This is a genomic window from Streptomyces sp. NBC_01410 (assembly GCF_045040195.1).
Classification (GTDB): Bacteria; Actinomycetota; Actinomycetes; order Streptomycetales; family Streptomycetaceae; genus Streptomyces.
Genome location: NZ_CP109530.1, coordinates 3,639,057 through 3,657,013 on the forward strand (window position 1 = coordinate 3,639,057; position 17,957 = coordinate 3,657,013).

17 protein-coding genes are annotated in these 17,957 nt (G+C 72.1%); 8 read left to right on the forward strand and 9 right to left on the reverse strand.

Translation table 11 applies throughout. The features are described 5' to 3' along the window. Window positions 1-107 precede the first annotated feature (107 nt). Entirely contained in the window at window positions 108-1,421 is a 1,314-nt protein-coding gene (locus OG741_RS16550) for a hypothetical protein (protein WP_405598571.1), read from the forward strand. On the opposite strand, the gene OG741_RS16555 is transcribed toward OG741_RS16550, so the two are convergent. The 6 genes from OG741_RS16555 to hutU all read right to left on the reverse strand — a co-directional run bounded on the left by OG741_RS16555 (window position 1,418) and on the right by hutU (window position 9,193). Next, the gene (locus OG741_RS16555; protein WP_405598574.1) at window positions 1,418-3,010 is read right to left on the reverse strand and encodes an FAD-dependent oxidoreductase; all 1,593 of its coding nucleotides are present in this window, start codon (window positions 3,008-3,010) and stop codon (window positions 1,418-1,420) included. The two genes, OG741_RS16550 and OG741_RS16555, sit on opposite strands and share 4 nt — an antisense overlap. After that, window positions 3,007-3,675, reverse strand: a complete 669-nt coding sequence (locus OG741_RS16560) for a DUF5987 family protein (RefSeq protein ID WP_405598576.1) — start codon at window positions 3,673-3,675, stop codon at window positions 3,007-3,009. The genes OG741_RS16555 and OG741_RS16560 overlap by 4 nt, the downstream gene beginning before the upstream one ends. Next, window positions 3,672-4,277, reverse strand: coding sequence for a hypothetical protein (locus tag OG741_RS16565; protein WP_405598579.1), 606 nt, complete (start codon window positions 4,275-4,277; stop codon window positions 3,672-3,674). The genes OG741_RS16560 and OG741_RS16565 overlap by 4 nt, the downstream gene beginning before the upstream one ends. Before the next feature lie 337 nt (window positions 4,278-4,614). Continuing rightward, complete coding sequence (locus OG741_RS16570) at window positions 4,615-5,973, reverse strand: formimidoylglutamate deiminase (RefSeq protein ID WP_405598580.1); 1,359 nt, start codon at window positions 5,971-5,973, stop codon at window positions 4,615-4,617. Then, entirely contained in the window at window positions 5,964-7,205 is a 1,242-nt protein-coding gene (locus OG741_RS16575; RefSeq protein WP_405598581.1) for an allantoate amidohydrolase, read from the reverse strand. Before OG741_RS16575 ends, OG741_RS16570 begins: the two co-directional genes overlap by 10 nt. A 323-nt stretch (window positions 7,206-7,528) precedes the next feature. Further along, window positions 7,529-9,193 (reverse strand): urocanate hydratase, encoded by a 1,665-nt coding sequence (gene hutU, locus OG741_RS16580; RefSeq protein ID WP_266475806.1) that lies wholly within the window; start codon window positions 9,191-9,193, stop codon window positions 7,529-7,531. A 118-nt stretch (window positions 9,194-9,311) separates the two neighbouring features. Between hutU and OG741_RS16585 the strand changes: the two genes are divergently transcribed. The 5 genes from OG741_RS16585 to OG741_RS16605 all read left to right on the forward strand — a co-directional run bounded on the left by OG741_RS16585 (window position 9,312) and on the right by OG741_RS16605 (window position 12,851). Next, window positions 9,312-10,637 (forward strand): diaminopimelate decarboxylase, encoded by a 1,326-nt coding sequence (locus OG741_RS16585; RefSeq protein WP_405598584.1) that lies wholly within the window; start codon window positions 9,312-9,314, stop codon window positions 10,635-10,637. A gap of 177 nt (window positions 10,638-10,814) precedes the next feature. Next, complete coding sequence (locus OG741_RS16590) at window positions 10,815-11,183, forward strand: hypothetical protein (protein ID WP_405598586.1); 369 nt, start codon at window positions 10,815-10,817, stop codon at window positions 11,181-11,183. Further along, complete coding sequence (locus tag OG741_RS16595) at window positions 11,180-11,953, forward strand: transcriptional regulator (protein ID WP_405598589.1); 774 nt, start codon at window positions 11,180-11,182, stop codon at window positions 11,951-11,953. Before OG741_RS16590 ends, OG741_RS16595 begins: the two co-directional genes overlap by 4 nt. A gap of 37 nt (window positions 11,954-11,990) precedes the next feature. Further along, complete coding sequence (locus OG741_RS16600) at window positions 11,991-12,419, forward strand: roadblock/LC7 domain-containing protein (protein ID WP_266475800.1); 429 nt, start codon at window positions 11,991-11,993, stop codon at window positions 12,417-12,419. Window positions 12,420-12,476: 57 nt separating this feature from the next. After that, the gene (locus tag OG741_RS16605) at window positions 12,477-12,851 is read left to right on the forward strand and encodes a hypothetical protein (RefSeq protein ID WP_266475798.1); all 375 of its coding nucleotides are present in this window, start codon (window positions 12,477-12,479) and stop codon (window positions 12,849-12,851) included. 48 nt (window positions 12,852-12,899) lie between these two features. On the opposite strand, the gene OG741_RS16610 is transcribed toward OG741_RS16605, so the two are convergent. Next, window positions 12,900-13,736 carry a MurR/RpiR family transcriptional regulator gene (locus OG741_RS16610; RefSeq protein WP_405598593.1) on the reverse strand — a complete coding sequence of 279 codons (837 nt, stop codon included), beginning with the start codon at window positions 13,734-13,736 and terminating at the stop codon, window positions 12,900-12,902. Between the two features lie 162 nt (window positions 13,737-13,898). Between OG741_RS16610 and OG741_RS16615 the strand changes: the two genes are divergently transcribed. Continuing rightward, on the forward strand, window positions 13,899-14,315 hold the full coding sequence (locus OG741_RS16615) for a hypothetical protein (RefSeq protein ID WP_266475795.1): 417 nt from the start codon (window positions 13,899-13,901) through the stop codon (window positions 14,313-14,315). Between the two features lie 339 nt (window positions 14,316-14,654). Here OG741_RS16615 and OG741_RS16620 read toward each other — a convergent pair whose 3' ends face one another. Then, the gene (locus OG741_RS16620; protein WP_405598595.1) at window positions 14,655-16,043 is read right to left on the reverse strand and encodes a cystathionine beta-synthase; all 1,389 of its coding nucleotides are present in this window, start codon (window positions 16,041-16,043) and stop codon (window positions 14,655-14,657) included. A gap of 140 nt (window positions 16,044-16,183) precedes the next feature. On the opposite strand from OG741_RS16620, the gene OG741_RS16625 reads away from it, so the two are divergent. Beyond that, window positions 16,184-17,179, forward strand: a complete 996-nt coding sequence (locus tag OG741_RS16625; RefSeq protein ID WP_405605607.1) for an SGNH/GDSL hydrolase family protein — start codon at window positions 16,184-16,186, stop codon at window positions 17,177-17,179. Here OG741_RS16625 and OG741_RS16630 read toward each other — a convergent pair. Then, window positions 17,176-17,424 (reverse strand): hypothetical protein, encoded by a 249-nt coding sequence (locus OG741_RS16630; RefSeq protein WP_405598597.1) that lies wholly within the window; start codon window positions 17,422-17,424, stop codon window positions 17,176-17,178. The two genes, OG741_RS16625 and OG741_RS16630, sit on opposite strands and share 4 nt — an antisense overlap. Window positions 17,425-17,957 lie beyond the last annotated feature (533 nt).

A 17,957-nucleotide genomic window follows, 5' to 3' on the forward strand; every position in this document is an offset into this window, starting at 1 on the left:
TCCGACCCCCTACGGCCAGGGGCAGACCTTGACGCTCCCATGCTTTCACAGGGGTATCCCCCGGCCGTCTTCCCGCCCTCTCGGCACGCGAATATAGGGTCGTGCGCATGCCAGGACCGCGATCGGCAGTACGTCTGCGTCAGGCCCTGCGATGGTCGCGCCGGATCATCGCCTGTGCCGTCAGCCTCTGCGCGCTGGTGGGTGTGGTGCGCCTGGTCGCTCCCGCCACCGCGGGTACGAACGGTGAACCGCCCGGGGTCCAGCGCCAGTTGACGTTCCTGCGCGCCGCCCTGGACGACGGCGCCGGTGACGAGGCTCAGCGGCTGTTCCCCGAGGGGTACTTCTTCCTGCACGCGCTGTACGGCCTGACCTGGGTCGAGATCGGGATGCGCGAACCGGCCGGCGAGCGCGCCGAGGCGCTGCGGGAGGCGCGATGGGCGCTGGAGCGGCTGGCCTCGCCGGCGGGCCGCGGTCCGTTCAGCGCGGACCTCGTCCCGTCGTACGGGGTCTTCTACCGCGGCTGGGGCAACTGGCTGCGCGGCGGAGTGCTCAGCCTGCAGCCGGCCGCGGACCGCGACCCGGCCGAGCTGCGCCGGTTCGCCGACGACTCCAGGGCGCTGGGTGCGGCGTTCGACGCGTCGGCCTCGAAGACGCCCTACCTGGCCGCGTACCCCGGCCAGGCGTGGCCGGTGGACTCCACGGTGGCGATGGCGTCGCTGCGGCTGCACGACAAGCTGCTGCCGCCTCGCTTCGCCGGGACGGCCGACCGCTGGCTCCGGGGCGTACGCGAACGGCTCGATCCGCGTACGGGGCTGCTCCCGCATCGTGTCGACTCCGCCACCGGCGCACCGGCCGAGGTGGCCAGAGCCACCTCACAGAGCATGATCCAGCGCTTCCTCGTCGACATCGACCCGGCCTTCGCGCGTGAGCAGTACCTGCGCTTCCGCGACCGGTACGTCGTCGCGCCGCTCGGCCTCGGGCCCGCCGTGCGGGAGTACCCGAAGGGAACGGACGGCCCGGCCGATGTCGACTCCGGCCCGCTCCCGCTGGGCGTCAGCCTGTCGGCGTCCGTGGTCACCGCGGGCGCGGCCCAGGTGCACGGGGACAGCGCGCTCGCCGAGGGCCTGACGAACCTCAGCGAACTGCTGGGCGTGCCGGTGGAGACCCCGTGGACCAAGCGGTACGCGGCCGGGCTGATGCCGATCGGTGACGCATTCCTGGCCTGGTCGAAGACCGCGCGGCCGTGGGTGGAGGACACGCCGCCCTCGCCGGGGGCGAGCATCTCGTGGTGGTGGCGGCTGCCGCTGCTCTCGTTGCTGGTCGCCCTGGGGGTCTCGCCGTGGGTGCCGGCGCTGGTACGTCGCTACCGGGGGCGGCGGGATGCCGAGGCCCTGCCCGAGCAGCGGCCGAACAGGACCTAAGGGACCGGCAGCGGTGCCCCGTACCCGACCGGGACCCCCGCCTGCTCCGCGCGGTCCATGATCGCGGGCGTGGCACGTTCGGCGAGGGCGGCGATGGTGAGCGACGGGTTCACGGTCAGAGAGGTGGGGACCGCGGAGCCGTCGGTGACGAACAGCCCCGGGTGGCCACGCAGTTCGTTGATGTCGGTGAGAGCGCTGGTACCGGGGCTGTCGCCCATGCGGGCCGAGCTGATGGGGTGGGCGGTCACGGACCCGGCGACGTCCTCGCTCCAGGGACGGACCCGGGCCAGTCCGTCCTTCTCCAGAATGGCGCGCAGTGCCGCGTCCGCCTTGGCCCAGCCCCCGCGGGTCCGGGCGGTGGGGCGGTAGGTCATCGTGCCCAGTCCGAGTCCGGGCGCGAGGCGGGTGAAGCTTCCGGTGAGCGGGAGGACAGTGCCGAAGGTGCCTTCGTTGTCGTCCTCGGTCATGGCCAGCAGGGTGAGCCAGGAGGTCCAGCGGGAGCGGAGGTCACGGCTGGGGATGCCGAACCAGTGGGGCGGGTCGACCGCCTGGGCGAGCACATTGGTCACGGACGGGAAGTAGATCTGCTGGAGCATGAACCGGCTGTACTCGGGTGCCGTCGCGTCCAGGTAGTCGTAGGTCGCCGCCGTGATGGGGCGGCCGATCGGCAGCCCCTCGTACGGGACGCCGTCCGGGCGGGAAAGCCCCAGCACCGAGCGCACCTTGCTCTCGTCCACATCGGCGAAGCTGACGCGATCGCCGTTGCCGGAGAAGTACCGCCCCACCGCGGCCGGGATGCCGCCGAGCAGCAGGGCCGAGCGCTGGAGGATGACAGGGGTGCCGACGGCGCCGGCGGCGAGGACGACCACCTTGGCGTGGACGGTGCCGGTCTGGAGGGTGCACGAGTAGTCGTCGGGGTCGAGGACGGTGTAGGTGGCGGCGTAGCGGTGGCCCGGGATCAGGGAGGGGCCGAGGGTCTGGACTTCGTGCAGGGGCCGGATTGTCGCCCCGTGCGCCTCGGCCGCGGGAAGGTAGTTGAGCAGCATCGAGCGTTTGGCGTCGAAGCGGCAGCCGGACAGCATCCAGTTGCAGTTGGTGCACCGCTCGGTGTCGACAGCCACGGGCACGGGGTTGCAGGTGTGCCCGGCCCGCGCGCAGGCGGCGGCGAGCACGCCGCCTGCGTAGGAGACGTCGGGCCAGCCGGTGCGGGTGACCGGGATCGCCTCCTCGACGCGGTCGTACCAGGGGTCGAGCGCGGCGCGGGTGAGCGCGGCCGGCCAGATGCGCCGGCCCAGGCCGCCGCGGCGTTCGAAGACGAAGGCCGGTGCTCTGAGGGAGGCGGCGAAGTAGACGACACTGCCGCCGCCGACGCAGTTGCCCGCGACCACGGCGACGCCGTCGCCGCGGATGACGTCGACGATCCGGTTGTACGTGCCCAGTTGCATCGAGTGGGTGAAGTCGGCCGCGGCCAGGCGTGGGCCGCGTTCCAGGACGGTGACGCGGGCGCCCCCGGCCGCGAGGTAGTAGGCCGGGATCGCGCCGCCGAATCCGCTGCCGATGACGAGGACATCCGTGGTCTCGGCGCTCATGCGGGACTCCCCGAGGCGGTGGTGGCGGGGTGCAGGGCGGCGAGTGCCCTGCCGTAGGAGTAGTCGGGGAAACGCCACAGCCCGTCGGGGCCGGAGGGCGGGAAGCCCAGCCAGGTCAGTCCGGGGTGGCCGGTGGCCTCGGCCTGGCGGGTGTCGAGGTGGGCGGCGGTGTCGAAGGCGAGACCGGTCAGCAGGCTGAGCATCTGCCAGATGACGCGGTCCGGGTCCTCGGGGCCGAACAGTCCGCGTATGAGGGCGGTCCGGTGGCGGAAGGACAGGCCGACGAAGGCGGGGAGTGTGACCGGCAACAGGATGAGGTGGGTGGCGGCGTAGGCGACCGCCCGGGCGTTGAGCAGGGCCGCGATCTCCGGAAGCAGTGGAGCCAGGGGCAGTTCGGGCGAGGTCAGCGTTTTGATCACGCCGGCCTGTACGGCGCCGGGGCCGCTGACGGCTCCGGCGATGGCGAGGTCCCCGGCGAAGCGGCGTTCGCCGGGGATCAGGGTGTCGGCGAACGCCTCCATCGTCTGCACCGTCCACCCACCGGACCCGGCTTCGGCGGCCGCAGCCCGGGAGGCGGCGGCCGGGAGCTGAACGGCGGACAGGGCGGCGGCCCAGGCGAGGGCTTTGAGGGCCGTCCTCCGGTCGAGCGAAGACACGGTGCTCACCCGGCCAGGGAGCAGCGCAGGTCGTAGGGAAGGGTGACGGTGAGTCCCGTCTCCCCGGCGTCCTTGCCGTAGTCGGACAGCACGTCGGCCAGTTCCGGGAAGGCGGTGCGGAGCGCGGCGACGGCGTCGCCGATGCCGACGCTCGTGCCGTGGATGCGGAAGTTGGTCAAGTGTGCGCCGGCGCGCTGCCTGGTCTTGTCCCACCAGTACTGGCCGTCCCAGGTCACCCAGGGCGTCGCACCGGTGGTGGTCTGCACGCTCCAGTGGTCCTTCTGGTAGTAGCGGCAGGTGACCATCGCGAGGGCGAAGCGCGAGGGCTCGGCGATGAGGAAGCGCAGGGCGCCGCCGTTGTCGAAGGTGATGTCGCGCTTGCTGTACTCCACGCACAGCGGATCGCGGAACATCAGCCACCACGGCGGGATCTCGCCCTCGCCGAAGCGGTGCCAGTCGCAGGTGGCGGCGAAGGCGGGCTCGGTGAACGGCCCGATTCGGGGTGCGACGGTCGTGGCGCTGGTGGCCGAGACCTCCGAACGAGGGGCAGCCGAGGCGGTCCCCGGCACGAGGGCCACGGTGCACACCCCCAGCATGATCGCCAGGGACATGACAGATCTGCGAGTGCGGTGCATACCGAACAAGGCGATTCCTGCCTTCCTCGACGAGCGACCGGCCCGGCTGCGGGTCGCGTTCGCTCTGGGACGGGTGGCGGTTTCGGGGCTGAGAGCAGGCACACAGACAGCGGCCGCACGCGCGCAGGCGGGCCGATGCCGGACCGCGGAACGGCCCGGCACACCCACAGAGTGGAGCATGACTACCCGTCGGTAAAGGGTTGGGGCAGTGACTCATCCACTCAGCCACTGCACCAGGGCCGGGGCGTGGCGGAATTCTCCACGGAACCCGGCCGGAACGGCACGAACCGGCCAGCTGTTCCGAGGGGGCCCGTCAGCCCCGCAGCGCCGCAATCGCCTCCGCCAGCGCCGACGGGACGTCCGGGACCGACGCATGCGCGCCGTCCCGCACCACATGGCGCCCGGCCACCACCGTGTGCCGTACGTCCGCCGCCGTCCCCGCGAACACCACCGCCTCCGCCGCCAGCCGCCCCACCGGACCCGCCGTGCGGACCGTGTCCAGCGCCACCGTGGTGAAGTCCGCGAGCGCGCCGGGCTCGATGGTGCCCGCGTCCGGGCGGCCCAGGGCGGCGTGGCCGTCCGCGGTGGCCGCGCGGAGCAGGGCCGCCGTCGTCCAGTGGCCGCGGGTCCGCGTGCGCAGGCGTTCGTCGAGTTCCATCGCGCGGGCCTCTTCCAGGAGGTCGATGACCGCGTGGCTGTCGCTGCCCAGCGAGAGCGGGGAGCCCGCCCGCTGGAGCGCGGCCGCCGGGCCGATGCCGTCGGCCAGGTCGCGTTCCGTCGTCGGGCACATGCACGTGCCGGTCGTCGTACCGCCGAGCAGCGCGATGTCCTCGTCCGTCAGATGCGTGTTGTGGACACCGGTCGTGCGCGGGCCCAGTACGCCGTGGTCGGCGAGCAGGCGCGTGGGTGTGCGGCCGTGGGCCGCCCGGCACGCGTCGTTCTCGGCCGTCTGCTCGGAGAGGTGGACGTGAAGGGGCGCGTTCCTGGACGACGCCCACTCCGCGACGGTCGACAGCTGGTCCGCGGGCACGGCCCGTACGGAGTGGATCGCCGCACCGATCAGCGCGTGTTCGCTGTCCTTGAGGGCGGACGCCCGCTCGGCCCACGCATCGGCCGTGCCGTCGGAGAAGCGCAGCTGGTGCTGGCTGGGCGGCTCGCCGAAGCCGGCGGACAGATACGCCGTGTCCAGCAGCGTGATCCGGATGCCCGCGTCCGCGGCCGCGGCGATGAGCGCCTCGCCCATCGCGTTCGGGTCGGCGTACGCGGCTCCCCCGGGCGCGTGGTGCAGATAGTGGAACTCGCCCACCGCCGTGATCCCCGCCAGCGCCATCTCCGCGTACACGGCTCTGGCGAGCGAGAAGTACGACTCGGGTGTCAGCCGGGACGCGACCTGGTACATGACCTCGCGCCAGGTCCAGAAGGTCCCGGAGCCCACCTGAACCGTCCCGCGCAGGGCTCGGTGGAAGGCGTGCGAGTGCGCGTTCGCCAGGCCCGGGATCGTCAGTCCGCGCAGCACGGTCGCGCCCTGCGGCGGGGCCTCGACGCCCGTGCGTACGGCCGCGATCCGGCCGTCCGACCCCGCGGCGGAGCCGCTGATGGACACAGTCAGCGCGACGCCCGGCTCGACATGCGTGTCCAGCCAGACGTGTTCCGCCCAGTACGTCACCTGCACGCCAGGCCCTCCAGTACGTCGGCGAGTGCGAGCACCCCGGCCACGCAGTCGTCCTCGGCGGCGAACTCCGCCGGAGAGTGCGAGACGCCCGTGGGGTTGCGTACGAACAGCATGGCGGTCGGGATCGATCCGGACAAAATACCCGCGTCATGGCCCGCGCCCGTGCCGAGCACGGGGATGGCGCCGCCGAGGATCTTGTTCATCTCGTCGCGCAGGGCGTGCTCGAACTCGACCACGGGGGTGAAGGACTCCCGTACGACCGTCAGGTCCACCCCGTGCCGGTCGGCGTACTCGCGCGCGGCCTGCTGGATCGCGGCGACGACCGTGTCGAGCGTGGACTGGTCGGCGGCGCGCGAGTCCAGCCAGCCGCGGACGAGGGAGGGGATCGCGTTGACGCCGTTCGGCTCGACGGAGATCTTGCCGAAGGTGGCGACCGCGCCCGCGAGTTCGGCCTCGCGGCGGGCGGCGAGCACGGTCTCCGCGTACGTCAGCATCGGGTCGCGGCGGTCGACGAGACGGGTCGTCCCGGCGTGGTTGGCCTCGCCGTGGAAGTCGAACCGCCAGCGGCCGTGCGGCCAGATCGCGGACGCGATGCCGACGCGGTCGCCGGACAGGTCGAGCGCCCGGCCCTGCTCGACATGGAGCTCGACGAACGCGCCGATGCGGGCGAGGCGTTCGGGGTCGGGGCCGATGGCGGAGGGGTCGTAGCCGGCCGCCTCCATGGCCTGGGGCAGGGTGATGCCGTCGCCGTCCCGCAGCCGGTGCGCGGCCTCGGGCGCGAGTTGCCCGGAGGCGAGGCGGGAGCCGACGCAGGCGAGCCCGAAGCGGGCGCCCTCTTCGTCACCGAAGTTGGTGAGGGCGAGGGGCCGGGTGAACTCCGCGCCCCGGTTGCGCAGTTCGTCGAGCGCGGCGAAGGAGGAGACGACGCCGAGGGGACCGTCGAAGGCGCCACCGTCGGGAACGGAGTCGAGGTGCGACCCCGTGACGACGGCGTCCCCGGCGGTGGGGTCACCGAGCCAGGCCCACTGGTTGCCGTTCCGGTCGACTTCGTAGGCGAGGCCGCGGGATTCGGCCTGCGCCCGGAACCAGGCACGGCAGTCGGAGTCGGCGGCGGTCCAGGCGTAGCGGCGGTAGCCGCGGGTGATGGCGTCGCGCCCGATGGGCGCGAGCTCGCGCCACATCGCGTGGAACGAGGGAGCTGCCCCCACCCCGCCCTTTCCCGACTGTGACATGTGCGGCTCCGCCGCGTGGGCGGGCTCCGCCCCCGGCCCCCCGGGCACGTCGGCTCCGCCACGTGCCGAACTGCCTTCAGGCCGGCCCGCACCCGGCCCCACAGGTTGTGGGCACTCGTTCCGCGGGGCGGAACGGGTGGGCACAACCCGGCCCGCACCCGGCGACGAGGCGTCGGCCCCGGCCGGGGCGTCGCCGCCCGGCGTGGACGGGCCGTTCGGCCCGTGGGGGTCCCCCCGGACGAAGTCTGGGGGAGTTTGAGGACCGGGGTCCGGGGCGGAGCCCCGGTCACGCAACGGGGCGGGGTGGGGGAAAGTCTCCTCGGTCACGCCGGCCCGCCCTCCTGCATCGGGACCCGCACGCCCCGCTCGTCCGCCACCGACTCCGCGATGTCGTACCCGGCGTCCACATGCCGGATGACGCCCATCCCCGGGTCGTTCGTCAGAACCCGGCGGATCTTTTCGCCCGCCAGCTTCGTGCCGTCCGCCACCGAGACCTGGCCCGCGTGGATCGAGCGGCCCATGCCGACGCCGCCGCCGTGGTGGATGGAGACCCACGACGCGCCGGAAGCCACGTTCACCATCGCGTTCAGCAGCGGCCAGTCCGCGATCGCGTCGGAGCCGTCCAGCATCGCCTCGGTCTCGCGGTACGGGGACGCCACGGAGCCGCAGTCCAGGTGGTCGCGGCCGATCGCCAGCGGGGCCGCCAGCTCGCCGGACGCCACCATGTCGTTGAAGCGCTCGCCCGCCTTGTCCCGCTCGCCGTAGCCGAGCCAGCAGATACGCGCCGGGAGGCCCTGGAAGTGGACCCTTTCGCCCGCCATCTTGATCCAGCGGTGCAGGGACTCGTTCTCGGGGAAGAGCTCCAGCATGGCCTTGTCGGTCTTGTGGATGTCCGAGGCCTCGCCCGAGAGCGCCGCCCAGCGGAAGGGGCCCTTGCCCTCGCAGAACAGTGGCCGGATGTAGGCGGGTACGAAGCCGGGGAAGGCGAACGCCCGGTCGTATCCGGCCAGTTGGGCCTCGCCACGGATCGAGTTGCCGTAGTCGAAGACCTCCGCGCCCGCGTCCATGAAGCCGACCATCGCCTCCACGTGTCGCGCCATCGACTCGCGTGCGCGCTGCGTGAAGTCCGCGGGCTTCTCCGCCGCGTACGAGGCCATGTCGTCGAAGTCGATCCCGAGCGGCAGGTACGCGAGCGGGTCGTGGGCCGAGGTCTGGTCGGTCACGATGTCGATCGGCGCGCTCTCCGCGAGCATCCGCGGCAGCAGCTCCGCCGCGTTGCCGAGGAGGCCGATGGAGAGCGGCTTGCGGGCGTCGCGCGCCTCGACGGCCAGCTGGAGCGCGTGCTCCAGGGAGTTGGCGCGCACGTCCAGGTAGCGGTGCTCGATGCGGCGCTCGATCGCGCGCGGGTCGACGTCGATACAGATCGCGACGCCGTCGTTCATGGTCACGGCGAGCGGCTGCGCGCCGCCCATGCCGCCGAGGCCGGCGGTCAGCGTGATCGTCCCGGCGAGCGTGCCGCCGAACTTTTTCGCGGCGACTGCGGCGAAGGTCTCGTAGGTGCCCTGGAGGATGCCCTGCGTGCCGATGTAGATCCAGGATCCGGCCGTCATCTGGCCGTACATGGTGAGGCCGAGGGCCTCCAGGCGCCGGAACTCCTCCCAGTTCGCCCAGTCGCCGACCAGGTTGGAGTTGGCGATGAGCACGCGCGGCGCCCACTCGTGGGTCTGCATCACGCCGACGGGACGGCCGGACTGGACGAGCATCGTCTCGTCCTGCTTCAGGGTCCGCAGCGTGCGCACCATCGCGTCGAAGGAGCGCCAGTCACGCGCGGCCTTGCCCGTGCCGCCGTAGACGACGAGCTTGTCGGGGTGCTCGGCGACCTCGGGGTCGAGGTTGTTCTGGAGCATGCGCAGGGCGGCTTCCTGCTGCCATCCCAGGGCGCTCAGTTCCGTACCGCGCGGTGCCCGTACGGGGCGGGGTCCTGACATGGCAATGCCTCCTCGCGACTGCGACCATCACTGTTGGCTGTTCTATTCATATCCTGAGGCTCTGAATAGTCTTAGTCAACAGCTGCGGGACCGCGTCCCGGATGATTGGCTGGCAGATATGGCTTTCGACCGCCGGGATCAGGCCGTACGAGCAGCGGTGGAGCAGGGTCTCCTCCGTGCGGAGCAGCCCGTCGCGGCCCTCCTCGACGTGGCCGGCATCCGGGCCTCCGCGGCCGCCCTGCGGGACGCCTTCGCCGCCGTCACCGCCGCGCCCGTGCTGCACGCCTTCGCGGTGAAGGCCGCGCCTCTGGTCCCCGTACTGGCCCTGCTGCGGGACGAGGACATCGGCGCGGAGGTCGCGAGCCCCGGCGAGCTGGCCCTGGCCCGGGCGGCAGGCCTGCGCCCCGACCGCACGGTCCTCGACTCCCCCGCCAAGACGCCCGCCGAACTGCGCGAGGCACTGGAGCTGGGCATCGCGGTCAACGCCGACAATCCGCAGGAGCTGGCGCGGATCGACGCCCTCGTCGAGGCGTCGCCGACCCGCTCCCCGCTCGGACTGCGGGTGAATCCGCAGGTCGGCGGCGGTGCGATCGAAGCCCTGTCCACGGCCACGGCGACCTCGAAATTCGGTGTCGCGCTGCGCGACGAGGGCGCCCGCGACTGGGTCGTACGCGCCTATCTCGACCGCCCCTGGCTCACCCGGCTGCACACCCACTCGGGCTCGCAGGGCATGCCGCCCGCCCTCATGACCCGGGCCGTCGGCGCGGTGTACGAGCTCGCCGAGGAGATCAACGCCGCGGCCGGGCGGCAGCAGATCGACACCGTCGACATCGGCGGCGGCCTGCCGGTCAACTTCGCGTCCGACGAGCAGACGCCGACCTTCGCGGCGTACGCCCGGCTGCTGAAGGAGCAGGTGCCCGGCCTGCTGGACGGGCGCTACGGCCTGGTCACCGAGTTCGGCCGCTCCCTGCTCGCCAAGCACGGCACGATCCTGGCCCGCGTCGAGTACACCAAGACGGCGGGCGGCCGCCCCATCGCGGTGACCCACGCGGGCGTCCAGGTCGCCACCCGTACCGTCTACGACCCGGCCTCCTGGCCGCTGCGCATCGCCGCGTACGACTCCAAGGGCCGCCCCAAGAGCGGTGCGGACGTCGTGCAGGACGTCGCGGGACCCGCCTGCTTCGCCGGCGACCTGCTCGCCGAGGCCCGTCCGCTGCCTCTGCTGGAGCCGGGCGACGTGATCGCGGTGCTGGACACCGGCGCGTACTACTTCTCCAACCACTACGGCTACAACAGCCTTCCGCGGCCCGGGATCCACGGCTTCACCACCGGCCCGGAGGGGGACAGCGCGACGCGGTTCGCGACCGTACGGGCCGCGCAGAGCCCGGCCGAGATCGTCGCCGAGTCGGGCGGCGGGCAGCCGGACGCACTGCTCACCCGCTGAGCCGCACGCAGGCACGCAGGCACGCAGGCACGCACCTGAGCACCGGACCCTACCGGGACGGGGGCATGTTCCACTGGAAAATGCCCCAACTCCCCCCACCCGTGGCCACGTTGCGTAGTCTCCCCGTCACCGCCGCACAACAGTGCGCGGAACGCCGTGGCGGGAAAGGGAGTCGGCGTGCCCGGAATCGACGAGTGTCTGCTGGCGGCCATGACGGTGCCGGGCGCGCGCGGGGCGTCCCTCGTGGACTGGATCAGCGGACTCGCGCTCGGCGCCCTCGGTGAGTCCGCCGGCGACGACCACGAGGCCACCGCCGCGGAGACCGCCGAACTGGCCAGGATGGCCACCGAATACGCCACCGAGAAGGGCCCTTCGGTCGAGGACCTCATCCTCACCACCCAGAGCTCCTACCACCTGGTGCATTTCGTTCAGACCGGCTTCGACAGCACCGTGTTCCTGCATCTGTGGCTCGACCGGGACCAGGGCAATCTCGCACTGGCCCGAATACGGCTGCGCAATCTCGCCGAGGGGCTGGTGCTCGCATGAGAGCGGCCGTCTCCCCCATGCTCGTCAGACTCGCCGACGAACGCGCCACGGGCGTGCTGATACGCGACCACGGCGCCCTGTATCTCGCCGACGGCCAGGTCGTGCACGCCGAGAGCCCCCGAGCGCCCGGACTCGACGTCCTGCTCACCGCGACCGGCCTGCTGAGACCCGACAGCTGGGCGGACGCGGTCGCGCAGGCGGGCGCGCGCTGCGAGGTCGCCCGCTTCCTCGTCGACAGCGGCCAGGTCGCCGGGGGCAAGCTGGAGATCTGCCATCTGGGCGCGCTGTTCGACGCGGCCTTCTTCGCGCTCGCGCCGACCGGCGGGCCGACCCGCTTCCGCTACGGGGTCGTCCACTGGATCGGCCGGGTACGGCCGGTGCCCACCGAGATCGTGGAACGCGAGGCCAGGCGGCGCGGCCGACTGCTGGACTCCGTGTGGCCCCACCCCACGGTCGACACCGCTCCGGTGGAGCGCCGCGCGCACCCCGCGGCGCGGGCGGTCAGCCCGCTCCGGCAGTCCCTGCTCGACCTCGCCGACGGCGTACGCACCCCGGCCGTCATCGCGAGAGAACTGGGGCGCCCCGCCTTCAACACCCTCATCGAGGTACGGAGGCTGGCCGCCGACGGGCTCATCGAGACGCCCGAGAAGTCGACGCTGCCCAGTCGGCCCGCCGCCACCGCCACCGCCGCCGACGCCACCGAGCCCCCGTCGGTCCTGGACTCCGCCATGCTCCGACGGCTGCGCGACGCACTGGAGGCAACCCTGTGAGGCACCGCTCCGTCCACCTGGTCCTTTCCCCACCGTCATGAGGCGCGCGTTGAGGCTGCGCGCCGAGAGGAGAGCACTCATGAGGGCCGAGGCCGACCTGCTCGCAGAACTGAAACGCCTTCGCATACGCGTACCGCAGCTCACGGGCGCACTCGCCGCCAGCCCGGAGGGACTCGTACTGGCGGCGGACACCGAGGAGGCGGAGAGCGTCGCCTCGCTGGCCGCCGCGGCGCTCGGCGTCGCGCTGCGGCTCACCGAGGCGACCGGACAAGGGGGCTTCCGCGAGTTGCTGGTCCAGAGCGAGCGGGGATACGTCGCGACCTACGCGGCGGGTTCCTCGGCCCTCCTCACCCTCCTGGCCGAGCCACGCATCAACGTGGGCCGGCTCCACCTCGAGGCCCGACGCTCCGGCGCCCGTATCGGCGAGCTGGTGGACGGCGCCCTCGACCGACCGGAGAACACCTGACCCATGACCGACACACCATCACGATCAACCAGCAGACGGAAAGGAAGTGCGCATCCCATGGCCAACACCGAACGCGCTCTCAAGGAAGCCACCACTGTCATCGAGGGTGCCATCGGCGCCGCACTCGTCGACTACACCAGCGGAATGGCTCTCGGCACCATCGGCGGCGGAAAGGATCTGGACCTGTCCGTGGCGGCGGCGGGCAACACCGATGTGGTGCGCGCCAAGGTGCGCACCATGGAACAGCTCGGGCTCAAGGACGGCATCGAGGACATCCTGATCACGCTCGGCACGCAGTACCACCTGATCCGGCTGATGAAGGGCCGGGGGGCCAGTGGCCTGTTCCTCTACCTGGCGCTCGACAAGGACCGGGCGAACCTCGCCATGGCCCGGCACCAGCTGAAGAAGATCGAGGCCGAGCTGGAGGTCTGACCGCTCGCGGACGGAGGAGCTCCCGTGGAGCTCCTCCGTCCGGTCCCGCTACTCCACGAACAGCCCCCGCGCGGCCGCCTTCGCGTCGAACTCCTCCAGCCGCGCCTGCGCGTCCGGCAGGTCGTCGCACATCGCCTCCAGCAGCACCCGCCCCAGCAGCATCGGCCCACACGCCGTGTCGAAGGCCAGGCCCGTGCCGACCGCCGCCGGGATCAGCAGATCGCTGTGGCCGGCGACCGGGGCGAAGGCCGAGTCGGCGACGGTCACCACCTTCAGCCCCGCCGAGCGCGCGTGGGCCAGCGCCTCCACGACCTCCTTGGGGTGGCGGGGCAGCGCGAAGCACAGCAGGGCGCTCGCACCGGCCAGGCGGGCCGCGTCGATGCGGTCGGTGAGCATCGTGCCGCCCTCGTCGAGGAGGCGTACGTCGGGGTGCACCTTGGCGGCGAAGTACGCGAAGCCGCGGGCCTGCGAGGACGCGGCGCGCAGGCCGAGCACCGGCAGCGGACGGGAGGCGGCGAGCAGGCGGCCCGCGCTTTCGACCGGGGACGGGTCGGCGAGCAGGTCGGCGAGATGGCGCAGGTTCTCGATCTCGGCCTGCACCGCCTGCTGGTACTCGTTGATCCCGTTGTGGCCCGTCTCGCTCTCCGCGGGCGCGACCTCCCGCAGATGCTTGCGCAGCGCCGGGTAGCCGTCGAAGCCGAGGGCGACGGCGAAGCGGGTGACGGAGGGCTGGCTGACTCCGGCGACCTCGGCGAGTTCCACGCTGGACAGGAACGGGACGTCGGCGGCCCGGCGGACCATGCTGTGGGCGATCCGGCGCTGAGTGGGGGTGAGCCGGTGGCCCTCGAAGAGCTGTTGGAGCCGTGCGGCAGGGCTGTCGCTCATGCCATCCCCCTCGTCAGGTCGTTCATCACGTCCTATTCAGACACCGACAACTCTGCATGACGATATGCAGACCCGGCAAGGGATCACTACAGGTAGCCCAGGGGAAAAGAGTGGGGCTAGCCCCACTGACGCGGCAGCCGCCCGACCTTAGCGTGAACGGTTATGGAAGCCCGCGACCCTGAGCTCAAGAAGGAGCTCGACGCCACCCTGCACGCCCGCCGCGAGTTGGGCGAGGAGTACGACGCCGCGCTCGTCGAATCGTTTCTGGAGAAAGTCGAGCAGCGGCTCGACGGCACGGTGGACCGCCGTGTGCGCCGCCAGCTCGCCGAGCAGCAGATGGTGGTGGCCCGCGGCGCCCGCCCGCCGCAGTCCGCCGAGGCGAACTTCGGGGAACGCTTCGGCTTCGCGATCGTCTCGCTGATCCTCGCGATCCCGCTGTCGGCGATCGCCGTGGTCAACGCGAACCTGGAGGGCCTGATCGTGGCCTGGTTCGGAATCGTCGGCGTGAACGCGGTGCATGCGGCGCGGGGATGGCCGTGGTTGAGGAGCCGCCGCGAGAAGTCCGACTGGGAGACCTGACCGGTCCCAGCCCGCGAGAGCGGCGCCGGTTCAGGAGCAAAAAGAGGGTTCAGGCGCAAAAAAGCGCGGGGACCGCCGCACCCCCGGCGAACCGGGGGGCGGGACGACGGCGGTCCCCGCGTGGGACACGGTCCCGGGTCAGGGCCGGTCTCCGCGTCCAGGGCGTCTTGGGAGGTCCGGGAGCCGCTCCGAAAATCCTAGACGCCGCTGTGGGTGCCGGCCGGGATCCCTGCCCGGTCCCCCTGCCGACATCCACCACTGTGCAGGACGCGTGTTAAGCGGGTGCTGCGCGAACGTGTCGCGCGCGTACCGATTGTGCGAAACCGCGTTCGTACAGTGCTACTTACCGCCCTTGGCGAGGAACGACAGCAGGTCCTGACGGCTCACCACACCCGTCGGCTTGCCCTCCACCAGCACGATCGCCGCATCCGCCACACCGAGCACCGACATCAGGTCCCCGACCGGCTCGCCCGAGCCCACCTGCGGGAGCGGCGCGCTCATGTGCTTCTCCAGCGGGTCGCCGAGCGAGGCGCGCTGGGTGAACAGCGCGTCCAGAAGCTCGCGTTCGACGACCGAGCCGATGACCTCCGCGGCCATCACGTCCGGGTGGCCCGCGCCCGGCTTCACGATCGGCATCTGGGACACGCCGTACTCACGGAGCACCTCGATCGCCTCGCCGACCGTCTCCTCCGGGTGCATGTGCACGAGGCTGGGGATCTTGCCGCCCTCCTTGTCGCGCAGCACGTCGGCGACGCTCGCGGACGGACCGGAGTCCTCCAGGAAGCCGTAGTCCGCCATCCACTCGTCGTTGAAGATCTTGGAGAGGTAGCCGCGGCCGCTGTCCGGCAGCAGTACGACGACCACGTCGTCCGGGCCGAGTCCTTCGGCCACCTTCAGCGCCGCGACCACGGCCATGCCGCAGGAGCCGCCCACGAGAAGGCCCTCCTCCTTGGCGAGACGGCGCGTCATCTGGAAGGAGTCCTTGTCGGACACGGCGACGATCTCGTCGGTCACGGTCCGGTCGTACGCGGTCGGCCAGAAGTCCTCGCCGACGCCCTCGACGAGGTAGGGACGGCCGGAGCCGCCGGAGTACACGGAGCCCTCCGGGTCAGCGCCGATGATCTTGACCTTGCCGCCGCTGACCTCCTTGAGGTAGTTGCCGGTCCCGGAGATCGTGCCGCCGGTGCCGACGCCCGCGACGAAATGGGTGATCTTCCCGTCCGTCTGGTCCCACAGCTCGGGACCGGTGGTCTCGTAGTGCGAACGCGGGTTGTTCGGGTTGGAGTACTGGTCGGGCTTCCAGGCGCCGGGCGTCTCGCGGACCAGCCGGTCGGAGACGTTGTAGTACGAGTCGGGGTGCTCGGGGTCGACGGCCGTGGGGCACACGACGACCTCCGCGCCGTACGCACGGAGCACATTGATCTTGTCCGTGGACACCTTGTCCGGGCAGACGAAGATGCACTTGTAGCCCTTCTGCTGGGCCACGATCGCCAGGCCGACGCCGGTGTTGCCGCTGGTCGGCTCCACGATCGTGCCGCCGGGCTGGAGCGCCCCGCTCTCCTCGGCCGCCTCGATCATCCGCAGCGCGATCCGGTCCTTCACCGACCCGCCGGGGTTGAAGTACTCGACCTTGGCCAGGACGGTCGCCTGAATGCCTGTGGTGACGCTGTTCAGCTTCAGCAGCGGGGTATTGCCGACGAGACTGATCATCGAGTGGTGGATACGCACAATGTTCTCCGGGATCTCCGTAGGTATGCGGCCAGCCTAAGCGGAGCAGCGTGTGATTGGGCGACGGTTGTCACGGGGCAGTTAGCTGATGACTGAAGCTGAGCTACGAGGAGGTGGCTGGGACTGTGTCGAGGGCGAGGGTGGCACGGCGCATCGCGGCGGGCGCGGCCTACGGGGGCGGCAGTATCGGCCTGCTCGGAGCGGCGGCAGTGGGACTTGTACTGGCGGAGGTCCAGCTGGCGAAACGCTCCGTGGGCGGGGGCACGGCCCCTCTTCCACCGCGCGGCGACGGGTTGTACGGGCTGGCCTTCGGGCGCAGCAATCCGCTGGTCCTCGGCGTACTGGGGGACTCGACGGCGGCGGGGCAGGGCGTACGGCGGGCAGGCCAGACACCGGGGGCCCTGCTGGCGTCCGGGCTGGCGGCGGTGGCCGAGCGGGCGGTGGAGGTCCGCAACGTGGCGCTGCCGGGGGCGCAGTCGGACGACCTGGAGCGGCAGGTGACGGGGCTGCTCGCGGACCGGACGCGGACACCGGACGTCTGCGTGATCATGATCGGCGCGAACGACGTCACGCACCGGATGCCGCCCACGCAGTCCGTCCGTCATCTCGCGGCCGCAGTGCGCAGGCTGCGTACGGCGGGTGCGGAGGTGGTGGTGGGCACGTGCCCTGATCTCGGCACGATCGAGCCGGTGTACCAGCCGCTGCGGTTTTTGGCGCGAAGAGTCTCACGGCAGCTGGCGGCCGCGCAGACGATCGTGGTCGTCGAGCAGGGCGGCCGCACGGTGTCGCTGGGCGACCTGCTCGGGCCGGAGTTCGCGGCGAACCCGCGGGAGATGTTCGGCGCGGACAACTACCACCCGTCGGCGGAGGGCTACGCGACGGCGGCGATGGCGATGCTGCCGACGCTGTGCGCGGTGCTCGGCGTCTGGCCGGAGTCGGACCGCCTGGAGGCGGACCGCCACGAGGACATGCTCCCGGTGGCGAAGGCGGCGGCGACGGCGGCGAAGGAGGCGGGCACGGAGGTCACGGCGGCGAGGGCGCCCTGGGCCCTCCTGAAGCACCGCCGACGCCGCCGCCTCCCGACCCCGGCCCCGACCCCGGAAACGTCTCCGGCCCCGGAGGCGAGGCGGGGCTAGCGGGTCCGGCGCCCGAGCCCGTGGGGCTCGGTGCGGGCGTTCGTGTTCGCGGTGCGGTCCAGGATGCCCGGTGCGGGCGTTCGTGGTGCGGCCCAGGGGTGCCCGGTGCCGCGCGGCACCGGGCTCCGGGTCGCCTCCGGGCTCGACTCCTCGGCGTCGGCGGCGATGAGGGGTTCGTAAGGGCACCCGGTGTTGGCCGCCAATCGGGGGTTCGCCCGCGAAGCCACCCACCGGAGAGCAACCACCAACGCCCCCTGGCCCACGCTCACCACGGACGCTGGAAACGCGGGGACGACACTGCACCGCCCCTCCCCATGGGACGGGCTGCGGTGCGCGGGGGTCCGCCCGCGCAACCTGAAATGGGGGCTTCACCGCCCCTCCGTGCCGGAGTGGCCCGCCGCAGGAACGGTGGCCGCGTCTCCTGGTCCGCGGCGAAGCCGCCCGAGCGGGGTGAGGGCGCCAACCGACCGCACGATTCGGGGCGAAGCCGTCGGCGCGACGCCGACGGGCAGCGGGTCCGGGGCGCAGCCCCGCCTCGTTTTTCGCTTCGCGGCGGAGCCGCAGGAGTATGGGGTGTGGGGCGTCGGCCCCGCCACCCCGGGGGTCTGGGGGCGTAGCCCCCAGTTTCGGGAAGGGGCGGGGTGGGGGACAAACCCCCGCCCACCAACTGAGCGCTCGCTTAGAAAAGAGGCCCGCATCACACGCCCCGCCCCGTGACCACAGCCATACGTACCGGTAACTTCCCAGACAGCGCCCCCTACCCGCCCCGCTCACCTCC